This window comes from Clostridioides sp. GD02377 (assembly GCF_045899875.1).
GTDB lineage: Bacteria > Bacillota > Clostridia > Peptostreptococcales > Peptostreptococcaceae > Clostridioides > Clostridioides difficile_A.
The window spans coordinates 47,818-62,430 of record NZ_JBJODA010000016.1; the positions used below are offsets into that span (position 1 = coordinate 47,818).

General features: G+C 29.3%; 15 protein-coding genes. 13 read left to right on the forward strand and 2 right to left on the reverse strand.

Translation table 11 applies throughout. The features are described 5' to 3' along the window. Positions 1-19: 19 nt before the first annotated feature. On the forward strand, positions 20-1,456 hold the full coding sequence (locus Q3304_RS14505; RefSeq protein ID WP_407814247.1) for a four-carbon acid sugar kinase family protein: 1,437 nt from the start codon (positions 20-22) through the stop codon (positions 1,454-1,456). Positions 1,457-1,552: 96 nt separating this feature from the next. On the opposite strand, the gene Q3304_RS14510 is transcribed toward Q3304_RS14505, so the two are convergent. Next, entirely contained in the window at positions 1,553-2,407 is an 855-nt protein-coding gene (locus Q3304_RS14510) for a putative ABC transporter permease (RefSeq protein WP_407814246.1), read from the reverse strand. Between the two features lie 271 nt (positions 2,408-2,678). Beyond that, positions 2,679-3,002: a DUF1540 domain-containing protein gene (locus Q3304_RS14515; RefSeq protein WP_054271381.1), complete on the reverse strand. Its 324-nt coding sequence runs from the start codon at positions 3,000-3,002 to the stop codon at positions 2,679-2,681. A 202-nt stretch (positions 3,003-3,204) separates the two neighbouring features. On the opposite strand from Q3304_RS14515, the gene Q3304_RS14520 reads away from it, so the two are divergent. The 12 genes from Q3304_RS14520 to Q3304_RS14575 all read left to right on the forward strand — a co-directional run bounded on the left by Q3304_RS14520 (position 3,205) and on the right by Q3304_RS14575 (position 14,533). Then, positions 3,205-3,834, forward strand: coding sequence for a hypothetical protein (locus Q3304_RS14520; protein WP_054271380.1), 630 nt, complete (start codon positions 3,205-3,207; stop codon positions 3,832-3,834). Between the two features lie 252 nt (positions 3,835-4,086). Continuing rightward, a complete protein-coding gene (gene ruvC, locus Q3304_RS14525; protein WP_021385741.1) occupies positions 4,087-4,596 on the forward strand; it encodes a crossover junction endodeoxyribonuclease RuvC in 510 nt (169 codons plus the stop codon). Next, positions 4,589-5,191: a Holliday junction branch migration protein RuvA gene (gene ruvA / locus Q3304_RS14530; protein WP_284182296.1), complete on the forward strand. Its 603-nt coding sequence runs from the start codon at positions 4,589-4,591 to the stop codon at positions 5,189-5,191. The genes ruvC and ruvA overlap by 8 nt, the downstream gene beginning before the upstream one ends. A gap of 89 nt (positions 5,192-5,280) precedes the next feature. Continuing rightward, positions 5,281-6,300, forward strand: a complete 1,020-nt coding sequence (gene ruvB, locus Q3304_RS14535; protein WP_054277388.1) for a Holliday junction branch migration DNA helicase RuvB — start codon at positions 5,281-5,283, stop codon at positions 6,298-6,300. Between the two features lie 317 nt (positions 6,301-6,617). Further along, entirely contained in the window at positions 6,618-7,643 is a 1,026-nt protein-coding gene (queA, locus tag Q3304_RS14540; RefSeq protein ID WP_219672886.1) for a tRNA preQ1(34) S-adenosylmethionine ribosyltransferase-isomerase QueA, read from the forward strand. A gap of 11 nt (positions 7,644-7,654) precedes the next feature. Then, positions 7,655-8,140 (forward strand): phosphate-starvation-inducible PsiE family protein, encoded by a 486-nt coding sequence (locus Q3304_RS14545; protein WP_407811441.1) that lies wholly within the window; start codon positions 7,655-7,657, stop codon positions 8,138-8,140. A gap of 78 nt (positions 8,141-8,218) precedes the next feature. Next, positions 8,219-9,340 (forward strand): tRNA guanosine(34) transglycosylase Tgt, encoded by a 1,122-nt coding sequence (gene tgt / locus Q3304_RS14550; protein WP_054271376.1) that lies wholly within the window; start codon positions 8,219-8,221, stop codon positions 9,338-9,340. Between the two features lie 132 nt (positions 9,341-9,472). Further along, positions 9,473-9,766, forward strand: a complete 294-nt coding sequence (gene yajC / locus Q3304_RS14555; protein WP_219672888.1) for a preprotein translocase subunit YajC — start codon at positions 9,473-9,475, stop codon at positions 9,764-9,766. A 58-nt stretch (positions 9,767-9,824) separates the two neighbouring features. After that, a complete protein-coding gene (locus tag Q3304_RS14560) occupies positions 9,825-10,187 on the forward strand; it encodes a TIGR04086 family membrane protein (RefSeq protein WP_054271374.1) in 363 nt (120 codons plus the stop codon). A gap of 65 nt (positions 10,188-10,252) precedes the next feature. After that, positions 10,253-10,396, forward strand: a complete 144-nt coding sequence (gene scfA / locus Q3304_RS14565) for a six-cysteine ranthipeptide SCIFF (protein WP_009891067.1) — start codon at positions 10,253-10,255, stop codon at positions 10,394-10,396. Positions 10,397-10,749: 353 nt separating this feature from the next. Further along, positions 10,750-12,645: a cell wall-binding repeat-containing protein gene (locus Q3304_RS14570; RefSeq protein ID WP_407814245.1), complete on the forward strand. Its 1,896-nt coding sequence runs from the start codon at positions 10,750-10,752 to the stop codon at positions 12,643-12,645. 484 nt (positions 12,646-13,129) lie between these two features. Then, positions 13,130-14,533, forward strand: a complete 1,404-nt coding sequence (locus Q3304_RS14575) for a cell wall-binding repeat-containing protein (protein ID WP_167639976.1) — start codon at positions 13,130-13,132, stop codon at positions 14,531-14,533. Positions 14,534-14,613 lie beyond the last annotated feature (80 nt).

The window sequence follows — 14,613 nt, forward strand, 5'->3', positions numbered from 1 at the left end:
ACATAAAGGGGCGTTTTAAATGAGAGAAGTAAAACCAATTAGCATAGATATACTTAATACTTTTAAAGAAGTAGATGAGGATAAATTAAATGAACTTCTTGCAACTGAACTTAAAAATTTAGATAGAAAGATAATCGTATTAGATGATGACCCAACAGGTGTGCAGACTGTTCATGATATTTCTGTTTATACTGATTGGGACAAAGATAGTATAGAACAAGGTTTTAATGAAGAAAATAGTATGTTTTTTATACTTACTAATTCAAGGGGATTTACTGTTAATCAAACAACAGAAGTACATAGAGAAATATCAAAAAATATTGTCGATGTATCTAAAAAAACTAATAAGGATTTTATAATTATAAGTCGTAGTGATTCTACAATGAGAGGACACTATCCTCTTGAAACAGATTTGTTAAAAAGTGAAGTAGATAAATTATCAAGAAAGACGTATGATGGTGAAATAATAATGCCATTTTTTAAAGAAGGTGGCAGATTCACTATAGATAATATACATTATGTTAAAGAAGAAGAAATGCTTATACCAGCAGGGATGACTGAATTTGCAAAAGACAAGTCTTTTGGTTATAAAGCTTCTGATATAGGTGAGTGGTGTGAAGAAAAGACAAATGGAAAGTACAAGTCTAATGATATGATATACATTTCTTCTGAAGAGCTTAGAGGACTAAAGATTGAAGCTATAACAGAAAAACTTAAAATGGTTAAAGATTTCAATAAAGTCATCGTAAATGCAACTGACTATGTAGACGTAAAGGTATTTGCAATTGCATTTATACGTGCAGTAAATAGTGGGAAAGAGTTTATGTTTAGAAGTGCTGCTGCTATAACAAAGGTTCTTGGAGGAGTGAGTGATAAGGCATTACTTACTAAAGATGAGTTAGTTTCAAAAGATAATACTAATGGAGGGATTATACTTGTTGGTTCACATGTAAATAAGACCACTCAGCAATTAGAAGAACTTAAAAATTGTAAATATCCGATAGAATTTATAGAGTTTAATCAACATTTAGTTCTACAGGAAAATGGTCTAAAAAATGAAGTGAAAAGAGTTATACAAGTAGTAGAAGAAAAAATAAGTAGTGGAAAAACTGTTGCTGTTTATACTAGGCGAGAGCGTTTTGATTTAGATACAAATGATAAAGATAAACAACTTATGATTTCTGTAGAGATATCAGATGCTGTTACTAGTATAATTGGTATGCTTAATGTAAGACCTAATTTCATTATAGCTAAAGGTGGGATTACGTCTAGTGATGTTGGTACTAAAGCACTTAAAGTAAAAAAAGCTACAGTAATGGGGCAAATAAAACCTGGTATACCAGTATGGATGACAGGTAAAGAAAGTAAATTTCCTAATATGCCATATATAATTTTCCCTGGTAATGTTGGAGAGGTTAGTACACTTAAAGAATCTGTTGAGATACTGATGGATTAGAATATCAATGGATTAGAGTATTTTATAAAAAATACTCTAATCCTTACTATTATGTATTAATATTTTTATTATTGAATTTATATTATGTTTATTAAACTATTTATCTTTTTTTATTGATTTAATGTCTTCTTTGATTTTATTCAAAATATCTTTATGTTTATTAGATCTAATATTAGGGAATGCTTTGATAATACGTCTATGAAGTAATTTGTGGTTAGACAATAAATTATTAAGTTTATTTTTAAGCTCATCAATACGGTTTCTAACATAACGATAGTTTTCTTTTTCCTTAAGTATTTCAAATCTATCTTCTAAAGTCTCAAGTCTATTTTCAATCAAAGACTCAAGTTTGTTTTCAATAGTTTCCTGTGTAATAAGTTTGTAGTATTCTTTTTTATCTTTTAATTCTTTAATTATAAGATTGATTTGTTTTAATTTGCCATTTAATTGTAAGATTGTATGTACTGTAATTACTAAATCTAAAATAAAGTAAACTTCTATACATATAGCCAGTATAAATAGTATATTTTTAGGGATAGAGTTAATTAAATCAACTACAATAGGATGTACTATAAGCATTACAATTAATGATAATACACCAAACATAAGTGAATTTTCTAGACAAACTCTGCCATGAATATTAAATTTGTGCTTAGAATAATCCCACCAGGTCATATTAAATATTTTTTCTAATGTAAAGCTTGTAAGATATTCCATTATACTAGTTATAATTATACTAAATAAAAACAACAAGGGAATATTGTGTACAAAAGGAGTTAATGTAGCAACTATCGCTAATGCTCCAAAGCCGTATATAGGACAAAATGGTCCATTTAAAAAACCTCTATTTACAAATTGCTTTTGTAAAATTGAACAATATGTAGTCTCACAACACCATCCTATAAAACTATAAATTACAAAATAAAGAAATTGAATGTAAAATATACTCATAAGCACCTCATTTCTAGTTAATATAACACTATATACTCGATATTTTATTTTTATGACTAATTTATTTAAAATTCAATTTACATATTGATTATACCAATTTATAGAAATTTATCAAATTTAATTACAGTTATAATATTATATATGATTATAATAATGAGATTTTATTCAAAATAAATAAGGGTGTCAAGTATAATCAAACTAATAGTTGTAGATACTCTACACTATGTTAGTTTAGTCATATTTGACACCCTTATATTTATTTATATTGTGATTATTTACATTTAAAGCTAGAACAACATGTTTCAACATAAAGATTTACTCTATCAGTTTCAGGAGCAACCAATATATTGTCAAGTGTACATAAACTACCATCTTTATTGTATTCACAGTTTTTTACACTACAAACTAATTCTTCACAATTTCTATTATTAACATTACTTGATAGATTGCTATAAATAGACTCATCTAAAAATGAACTACAACAAGTATGTCTATCATTGTGAGCTTTTTCACCATTTATAAAAATTTTATCTGCATAACATATATGGCTATTATTATGTGAGCAGTTAGTTACATTACAATTTATTCTTTCCAAAGTTATTACCTCCTAAACGATTATTTATTATAAATTATGTCCATATAATTACAAGAATATAACCTTTAAGAGAAAACTCTCTTTTATAAAATATCTATTCTTAGAGTAGTTTGAAATGTAAATATATTTTCTTCTAAAATTTACCTAAATTGTATAAAAACTTACAGCTTGGAGAAAATAATAGAAAAAGGAGGCGTAATCAATGTTTGAAAAGAAGAAAAAAGAATTATTTCCTTGGAAAATATCTGCCTTAATACTAGTAGGAGTATTTGTATTAAGTAGTGGAGTTTATATAGGGACAAGATTAAAACATAATGGAGTTCAAACTGGTGAAGTTGTAAGTACTAGTGCGAATATGAATGAAAAGTCAAAAGAAGCTTTTGGATTAAATAAAAATTGTGAAGTTTGGCTTCAAAGTGAAGGCGAAAATGAAACTAATTATAAGAGAACACTTACAATGGCTGGGATAGTTCCAGAATCATTATTAGATAAGACAAAATCAGAAATAGTATCATATTTTAAAAAAGAGTATCCAAGTAAAGAAATAAAGAGTATGGATAAAAATGAAATCGTACTAGTAGAATCTAAATATAGTGACACTAAAGATGTACAAGCAATGAATGCCACTATAAAAGGTAAATATACGATTGAAAATGATAATGGAAATATAGCATTATATAAATATGATAATAGTGGAAATAAAACCTTAGTAGAAAAAACAAAAATAAGAATAGATTCACTTCCTAAGACAGTTCAAGATGAAATCAAAAAAGGAGTAGTTATGGATACTGAAGAAGATGCTTATTCAAGATTAGAAGACTTTGCAAGTTAATACTAAGTAAGTTAATATTAAAATTGTAGTCACATTTAATTCCTATAAAATACCATAATTTATTTGTACTAAATATAAAAGTTATACTGAAGTAAAATCTTGCTTTGGTATGACTTTTTTATTTTATTTTATATTTTACATATACCATTTTATGATTTGTTAATATTATTTATGGTATAATAATTTAGAACATAAGTTTTTATGAGAAATACATTTTGGTATTTCTTTTATTTTTAGGGGGAATTTAAAAAAATGATAATATTGGGGATTGACCCAGGTATAGCTATAGTTGGATATGGTATAGTTGAATACAAAAATAGCAAGTTTAAGGTAATAGATTATGGAGCAGTGACAACACCTGCACACATGAATATATCGAGAAGATTGGAACTTGTATATAAAGGAATTGATACAATCGTAAAGAATTACAATATAGATGAAGTTGGAATGGAAGAATTATTCTTTAACAAGAATGTAAAAACAGCTATAACAGTTGCACAAGCTAGAGGTGTTACTATGCTTGCATGTGCTCATAATGGGAAGCCAGTGTATGAATACACTCCACTTCAAGTAAAACAAGGTGTAGTTGGATATGGAAGAGCAGATAAGGCACAAGTTCAACAGATGGTAACTTCATTTTTGAGTTTAAAAAAGGTTCCAAAACCAGATGATGTTGCAGATGCCTTAGCTGTGGCTATTTGCCATGCTCATTCAAATAAGCTTGAAAAAACTCTAAAGAATATAGGTGGTAAATATGTATAGTTATATAAAAGGTACAATAGAAGAGATTTATATAGATAATATAGTTATTGAAAATAATGGTATAGGATATAAGGTAAATGTATCATCCAATACAATCATGAATTTACAAGTGGGAGAAGCTGCAAAAATATATACTAAACTAATTGTGAGAGAAGATGATATGAGCCTTTGTGGTTTTGTAAGTAGGGAGGAACTTAAGATGTTTGAGTTACTTACATCTGTATCTAAGATAGGGCCTAAGGTGGCACTTTCAATACTATCATTTGCATCACCAGCACAGTTAGGAGCGTATATTTTAAGTGAAGATATTGGAAAATTATCCAAAGCTCCTGGTGTTGGGAAAAAGACAGCAGAAAGAATTGTCTTAGAACTTAAAGACAAGGTAGACAAAAACAACATAGAATTTGAACCAACATTATTATCACAAAAACCTACCTTAATATCTCAAGATGAGTCTGTGGATGCACTTGTAGCCTTAGGTTATACATTATCAGAGTCAAAAGATGCAGTTCAAAAGTGTAAAAAGGATGGCATGGATACAGAAGCCATTATAAAGAAAGCACTTACATATATAATGAGTAAATCTTTGAAATAACATTTACATCTTAAAATAATATTTAAAGTATGCATGTAGATTTCAAAATATCGAAGTAGATTTCCAAAAGTACGAGAGGAGGGGTATAAATGCAAGGTTTTGAAGATGAAAATAGAATAATAACTTCTACAATGAAGACAGAAGATATAGATATAGAAAATAGTCTAAGACCAAAGACTCTAGAAGATTATTTAGGTCAAGAAAAATCCAAAGAGCAACTTAGCATATTTATAGAGGCAGCTAAATCAAGAAATGAGCAGTTAGACCATGTGCTTTTATATGGACCACCAGGTCTTGGAAAGACTACTCTAGCTAGCATAATAGCTAATGAGATGGGTGTAAATTTAAGGATTACATCAGGTCCTGCAATAGAAAGAGCTGGAGATTTGGCAGCCATACTTACAAACTTAAATGAAAATGATGTCTTATTTATAGATGAGATACACAGAATCAACAGAAGTGTTGAAGAAGTTTTGTATCCAGCGATGGAAGACTTTTGTTTAGATATAATAATAGGAAAAGGGCCATCTGCAAGGAGTATAAGGCTTGACCTTCCTAAATTCACGCTTATTGGGGCTACAACAAGAGCTGGTATGCTTACAAATCCACTTAGAGATAGATTTGGTGTTATTTGTAAATTGGATTACTATACAGTTGATGAGCTTTCAAAAATAGTCCTTAGGTCATCACATATCTTAGATGCAGAAATACAATCTAATGGTGCTTTAGAGCTTGCAAAACGTTCAAGAGGGACTCCAAGAATAGCAAATAGATTATTAAAAAGAGTTAGGGATTTTGCACAAGTTAGAGCTGATGGAAAAATAACTGATGAGGTAGCAAAAGATGCACTAGAACTTTTAGGTGTTGATAATTTAGGGCTTGATTTTGTAGATGAGAAGCTTCTTATGACTATAATAGAAAAATTTAGAGGGGGACCAGTTGGTCTTGATACATTAGCAGCTTCTATTGGTGAAGATAGAAATACTATAGAAGATGTATATGAGCCATATTTGCTTCAGCTGGGCTTTATAAATAGAGGGCCTAGAGGGAGAGTAGCTATGCCATTAGCATATGAACACCTAAAAATTCCATATCCTAATGAAAAATAAAAATAGATTATATAAATACTTATAAAATAGAATAGTCATTAAATTTAAATATTTCTAAAATGGGTAAAAATTCAAACATATCCACAAAATGGTAATTACACCTGTAGATACTGTGGATAAATACACTGAAAATTGTGTGTACTGCATCTATATATTGTGGATAAGACGTGTATATCGTGGAAAAATATCTATATATTGTGGATATAATGTATGCTAAAAAGAGTAATTTCTTGATAGATTATGGTAATATTGTGGAAAATAAGTTGTTTTTTTGATATTATTGTAGCTAGAGAAATTTTAAGAGAGGAAGTTTAACATTGAAAACAAGTGATTTTAAATTTGACTTACCACAGGAACTTATAGCTCAAGTTCCTATAGAAGATAGAGCTAGTTCAAGATTGATGGTACTGGATAAAGAGACAGGAGATATTGAGCATAAAGTCTTTAGAGATGTAATAGAATATTTAAATCCAGGGGATTGTTTAGTTCTAAATAATACTAGAGTTATACCAGCTAGATTGATAGGTGAGAAGCTTGAAACTGGAGGAAAAATTGAGTTTCTATTATTAAAAAGGACTGAGGAAGATACTTGGCAAGCTCTAGTAAAACCAGGGAAAAGAGCAAAAGTAGGTACTAAGTTTTCTTTTGGAAATGGAAAGTTAATTGGAGAAGTTGTGGATTTATCAGATGAAGGCTCAAGAATTATAAAGTTCCATTATGATGGGATTTTTGAAGAAATCTTGGATGAACTTGGAAACATGCCACTACCTCCATATATAACTGCTAGATTGGATGAAAAAGAGAGATATCAAACTGTTTATTCAAAACATAATGGTTCAGCAGCAGCACCTACAGCAGGATTACACTTTACAGAAGAACTATTAAGCAAAATAAAAGAAAAAGGTGTGGATATAGCCTTTGTAACTTTACATGTTGGTTTAGGTACTTTTAGACCAGTAAAAGTAGATGATGTTTTAAATCATAAGATGCATTCAGAATATTATATGGTTAGTCAGGAAGCAGCTGACAAAATAAATAGAGCAAAAGAAAATGGAAATAATGTAATCTGTGTTGGAACTACTAGTTGTAGAACTATAGAGTCAGCCTGTAATGAAGATGGAAAGATGGAAGAAACTAGTGGATGGACAGAGATATTTATATATCCAGGTTATAAGTTTAAAGTTCTAGATAAGCTTATTACTAATTTTCATTTGCCAGAGTCTACATTGATAATGCTAGTAAGTGCTATTTGTGGAAAAGATAATGTTTTAAATGCATATAATGAGGCAGTAAAAGAAAGATATAGATTCTTCAGTTTTGGAGATGCTATGATTATAAAGTAGGGAGGTAATTGATGCATAGTTTACAAAAACAAAAAAAGAATAACCCTATATTAAAGATTGCTTTTATATTTGAACGTGTGTTAGCAGTGGTAGTTTTAATAGCTGTATTTCTAGGGACTGTAGATGTATTAAGACTTATGTGGGGAGCATATATAGTTGACTTTCAAAATCCGGTACAATACAGTCAGCTTAATGACTTCTTAGCACAAATATTACTTTTAGTGATAGGTGTTGAACTTGTAGTAATGCTATCACTTCATATACCAGGAGCATTTATTGAGGCACTACTTTATGCTATAGCTAGAAAAATGTTGTTACTTCCTAAAAATGAAGGAATGATAGATGTTTTAATAGGTGTTATAGCTATTGCAGGACTTTTTGCTATAAAAAAGTTTTTAGTAACAAAAGACAAGAGTGCTCTTAATATAACGAGTATACATGACGAAGAAGCAATTAAAGAACAACAAGAAAAAGAGGATAAAGATAAATCTATTTAGAAAATGTACTAGATAAATAGATTATTACAAGAATATATTAAAAAATAATGAGAAATAAATATTACTAAGGAGAACTTTATGTACGCAGTAAGATACGAATTGATAAAAACTTGCAAACAGAGTGGTGCAAGGTTAGGAAGATTACACACTCCACATGGAATAATAGAAACACCAATATTTATGCCAGTTGGGACTCAAGCAACTGTCAAATCTATGACACCAGAAGAACTAAAAGAGATTGGCTCACAAATAATACTTAGTAACACATACCATTTATATATGAGACCAGGTCATGAGCTTATAAAAAGAGCAGGTGGACTTCATAAGTTTATGAACTGGGATAAGCCAATACTTACAGATAGTGGTGGGTTCCAAGTATTTAGTTTAGGGCCTCTAAGAAAGATAAAAGAAGAAGGGGTAGAATTTAGGTCACATTTAGATGGTTCAAAACATTTTCTAACTCCAGAAAAGGCTATGGAAATACAAAATGCGTTGGGGTCAGATATAATGATGGCATTTGATGAGTGCGCACCATACCCAGCAGATAGAGAATATGTAAAAAATTCGTTAGAAAGAACAACAAGATGGTTAAAAAGATGTAAAGATGCCCATAATAATACAGATAAGCAAGCTTTATTTGGTATAATACAAGGTGGAATGTATAAAGATTTAAGAGAGCAATCAGCAAAAGAGATAACTAGCATTGATTTACCAGGATATGCTATTGGTGGACTTAGTGTTGGAGAGCCAAAGCCACTTATGTATGATGTACTAGAACATACAACTCCATTTATGCCAAAAGATAAACCAAGATATCTAATGGGAGTTGGTAGCCCAGATGATTTAGTGGAAGGTGTTATAAGAGGAGTAGACATGTTTGATTGTGTTTTACCTACTCGTATAGCTAGAAATGGGACTGCAATGACTAGTCAAGGTAAAGTAGTAGTAAGAAATGCAACTTATGCTGAAGACTTTACACCACTTGACCCAGAGTGTGATTGTTATGCTTGTAAAAACTATTCAAGAGCTTATATAAGACATCTTATAAAAGCAAATGAAATATTAGGAGCTAGATTAATAACTACTCATAATCTTCATTTTTTACTAAATTTAATGAAGCAAATAAGACAAGCGATAATGGAAGATAGATTACTGGATTTTAGAAATGAATTTTTTGCAAAATATGGCTATGAAATATAGAGTTTGGACTATTAATTATAATCATTTTAATATATAATATTCAATAGTACTCAAAACTAAAAAAGTAAATACTTATATAGATATTTACAGTGTTTTACAAAAGAGTATAATTTATGAAGGAGTGAAAAATTAATGCCACAGCAACAAATAATGATGAGTATAGGTCTATGGGTAGTAGTAATAGCAATCTTTTATTTCCTAATGATTAGACCTCAAAAGAAAAAAGACAAACAATTAAAAGAAATGAGAGGTAGCCTAAGTGTAGGAGACAAGGTCGTTACAATAGGTGGAATAGTAGCTAATGTAGCTAAAGTTGAAGATGATGTTGTAATACTAGAGTTAGGACCAAATAGAACTAAAGTTCCATTTGAAAAATGGGCTATAGGTACAGTTAAATCTAAAAAAGAAGAAATAGAAGAAGAGTAAATTAGTAATTTAAAAGCCTTTTCTCGAATATATATTAATTTGAGAGGAGGTTTTTTTTATGGGAAAATCTAATTATATTTTTAAAGGTCTAGGGTATGCGTATATAATAACTTTGGCTGTTTTATTAGTGTATAACTTATTTTTGACATTTACAGATATTGGTGGGGATAATATAACCATGGTTTCATCATTTATAACTACCATTTCTGCAGCTATAGGTGGTTTTTATACTTCAAAACACATGAAAGAAAAAGGTCTTATATATGGACTTTTGGTTGGACTTTTGTACATAGTATGTATTTTTTTAACTGTGTTTTTAGCACAAGAAAAGTTTGTGTTTGAAGTAGGAATGATTTATAAGTTATTGTTAATATCAGCAGCGGGAGGTATTGGAGGCGTATTGGGTGTCAACTTTAAATAGAGTTTATATTAGAGTAGTTTTATGATATAATCAATAGGAAACAATTAGAAATGGAGGCGTTGAAAATGGAAAATAAACATGTAAAAACTTTATCTCAAGCTACTTTAAAGCAAAGTGCTGCAAAAGGTGGATGTGGAGAGTGTCAAACTTCTTGTCAATCAGCTTGTAAAACTTCTTGTACAGTTGCAAATCAAGAGTGTGAAAGATAGAAAATTATTGACTTAGTTATTTTCAAGAGGGTACTTCAAAATGATTCTATTATCATTGAGAGGTATCCTCTTTTGTTTTACAATACTTCTTATAATAAATAGTAGTCTTAAACTTTGCAAAATAGTTTAAATTAGTGATGTATATTTAATTTAAATAAAGAGGATTAGTTAGTAAAAATTGATATGATAACGTGCTTAAAATATGGATTTTTATACAATTATTTTAAAACTTATACTAGTAAATTATGTAAACTTATAAAATGTATTGATAAATAATATTATATATAATATTATTTATATGTGGGAAATACGAATATAAAAAAATTAAAAAACAATATTCGGAGGACATAAATATGTTGAGCAACAAGAAGAGAAGTATGGCAATAGTAATGGCAGGAGCCACAGTTATGAGTGCAGCAGCACCAATATTCGCAGATAACACTGTGTCAGAAAATGTTGATAAAAGTTACACAGTAAGTGCGAAAGATTCTACTAAATTAATTGAAGAAGTTAGAAAAGCATTAGAAATTAAGTTTGAAGAGACAAAAGCAGGAGCAAATGTAAATGACAGAGTTTACGATATAAAAGTAGACAATGTAACTTTAACTAATGCAACTCAATTACAAAACAAAATAAACGCATTAGTAGAAGGACAAAGTTTAAAAGTTACAATACAAGACAAAGGTCATCAAACTCTAGGTGGAAAAGTAGTTGACTATAAAATTGAAAACTACAAAACAGCCCAAGAAATAGTAGATGCAGTTAATGCTTTCAATGCAACTTTAGCAGAAGATTCTGATAGCAAATTAACAGCAACAATAAAATCTACAAGCTCAGTTGAAGTAAAAAGAGCAAAAGATTCAAAAAATGTTATTACTATAAATGTGGGAGACCAACACTTAGATTTCTCAAAACAAATAATATCAGAAGAAAGTACTTTTGAAGGCTATGAAAAGAAATATAGTGATATAGAATCAAAAGAATTACATACAATAACAGTTAAAAATGCAGATTTACAAGATGTATCAGCAGAAGATTTATTCGATGGAGTTAGATTGACTACATCAGGAAGAGAAATAGTTAATAAAGTTAAAAATGGATATTCTTTAACATTTGAAAATGTAGCTATACTTACTCAAGAGCAAGAAGATAGTGATGATAAAGATAAGCCAGAAAAATCAAGCTTTGATATGATTTTAAGCAAGACAAATGAAAAGCCAGAAACAATAAGTATATCAAGTAAAAATCATAAGTTAGTAAGAGATTTACACAAAGTATTAACTGATGTTAAAGATGGAAAAGAATTAAAAGTAGAAGTTTTATCTGGAGATTCAAGATTTACAACAGCAGTAGAGGTTAGCAAAGAGAGATTTAATGATGGAGCAGCAGAAGCAATAATCTTAGTTGGAGAAGATGCTATAGTTGATGGATTGGCATCAGCACCACTTGCATCTCAAAAAAATGCACCAATACTATTATCAAAGAAAGATTCATTACCATCAGAAATAGAAGCTGAGATATTAAGAGTACTTGGAAGCAACTTATCTTCTAAGAAGATATATATAGTAGGTGGAGAATCTAAAATATCAAAAGAAACTGAAGAAAAACTTGCTAAGTTAGGTGTAAGTAAAGTTGAAAGAGTTTCTGGGGAAGATAGATTTGAGACTTCTTTAGAAATAGCAAAACAATTAAAAGATACATTTAAAACTGCTTTCGTAGTAGGTGGAAATGGAGAAGCAGATGCTATGAGTATATCTGCTAGAGCTGCTCAATTTGGTGCTCCAATAATAGTTACAGGTAACGAATTGGATGCTAAAGCTGAGAAGTTATTAAATGGAAAAGAATTAGAAATAGTTGGTGGAGAGAACTCTGTATCAAAAGATGTTGAAAACAAATTAGTTGAAATAGATTTAAATAATAAAGTTGAAAGATTAGCAGGAGAAAACAGAAAAGACACTAATGCTAAAGTAATCAACAAGTACTATGCAGGAGCAACTAAAGCATATGTTGCAAAAGATGGTTATGTAGGTGGAAATGGACAATTAGTTGATGCACTTACAGCAGCACCACTTGCAGCTAGTGCAAAAGCACCAATAATATTAACTACAGAAGAACTTTCTAAGTCACAAGAAGAAGTAGTTGAATTAAGACTTAAGAATACTACTAAGTTAGTACAAATAGGTGAAGGAATAGCTAAAAATGCTATTGAGAAAATAGCAGAAAAAATAAACTTATTTACTAGAAACTAATAGTATATAAAATTTAAATTTGTAAGTTTATTTAGATAATGTTTAGCTAAGTAAGATATAATATAGATAATAAATAAGTATAAACAATTAAAATAGAAACAATGAAAAGATGGTATCTTAAAATAAGTTAGGATACCATCTTTTTATTGTTTTTTGATTATTATATCTTGTAGTCACTGTATCTTAAAATATCGATTTTAAAAACTTTATATAGAAGACAGTTTATAGAAAATAAATACTTATTAAATTATATTGTTTTAAGTGTATAACTTAATAAAACTTTTGAGCCTATCACTTAATTAAAGAAAATAAGTTATAATGTTTTGAATTTATGAATAATAAAAACTTTAATTATATTGTTTGAGTTAGATGGATAACTATGGTATCATATATAAAATATGGTAACAAAATTGTAACTTTTTATTAAGTCTAAGTAAAATCAATATAACAAAATTATAAAAACTAATATTGGGGGTAAAAAAATATGAAGAATAGTAGAAAGATATTTGCTATAGGACTTACACTATTTTTAGTAATGGTAAATACTCCTAGAGTAAATGCACTCACATCAGTTGAACAAATAAAAGGAATTGATAGATATGAGACAGCAGCAAAAATAGCAGACAAACAAAACTATAATACAGCAATACTAATCAATTCGGATAATAGCTTGTCAGATGGCTTGAGCGCAAGTGGTTTAGCAGGAGCATTAAACGCGCCTATTTTAATGACAAAACAAAATCAAATCCCAAATACTACAATGGAAAGATTAAATAAAGCAAAGAATGTATATATAATAGGTTCAGAATCAACTATCAGTAAAGGTATAGAAAATCAATTGATATCTAAAAATAAGGTTGTAGAGAGAATATTTGGCGAAAATAGATTTGATACAAGTGTAAAGATAGCTGAAAAAATCAAAGAAATTAAACCAATCGATAAGGTAATTATAGCTAATGGAATCACAGGAGAAGCAGATGCAATAAGTGCATCGCCAGTAGCAGCAAGAGATGGAGTACCTATAATACTTACAGATGGAAGCAGTGTAGGATTTGATACAACAGGATTAAAGAGTTATGCACTTGGTTCTAGCGAGATAATAAGTGATGAACTGGTTAAGAGTACAAATTCTGTTAGATTGGGTGGAACGGATAGATTTGACACAAATAAAAGAGTTATACAAGAATTTTATAAAGACAGTAAAGAATTTTATTTAAGTAAAGGTATGCAACTAACTGATGCATTGGTAGCTTCTACAATAGCAAAAAATGCACCTGTGGTTTTAGTTGAAAATGGTAGCAATAAGAGTATTTTAAGTGGTGCAGATAAATTAACTGTACTAGGAGGAATAAATCAGAATGTCATCAAGCAATGTATAAATCAAGCCTCTCCAAATCAACAAGGATTATACTATAATCCAAATGATAAAGTATTTAAGGATAGAATAAAGGGAAAAATATATGCTCTTACAAAACAATACAGAAAAGAAAATGGAGTAAGAGAGTTATCTGTGGCAAGTAGATTAGAAGGTTTAGCAAATGACTGGTCTAATTTAATGGCAAATAAAAAGACTTTATCTCATACTATAAATGGTAAAAATTCGTATTCTACTTTTTTGAAATACTTAGATTGGAGTGAGATTAAGCCTGGATACATTTCTGTTCAAGGGGAAAATATAATTAAGTATAAAATCCAAGATAAGCCTGTATATACAAATAGGGATGCAGATGATATAGGAAACTTTATTTTTAATGAGTGGAAGACCAATCCTGAGGAAGGTACAAATATGTTGCATAAGGGATATGAGATAATGGGATTTGGATTAACTATGACAGGTGATAAGACTATATATGCAACACATGAGTTTTATGGAAGATATAAAGAATAAGTATTTACCAAGATTTAGATATTTTGATAAGAATAATATATAAGTGTTGGAAATATGTAATAAGATAATAATTAGAAAAT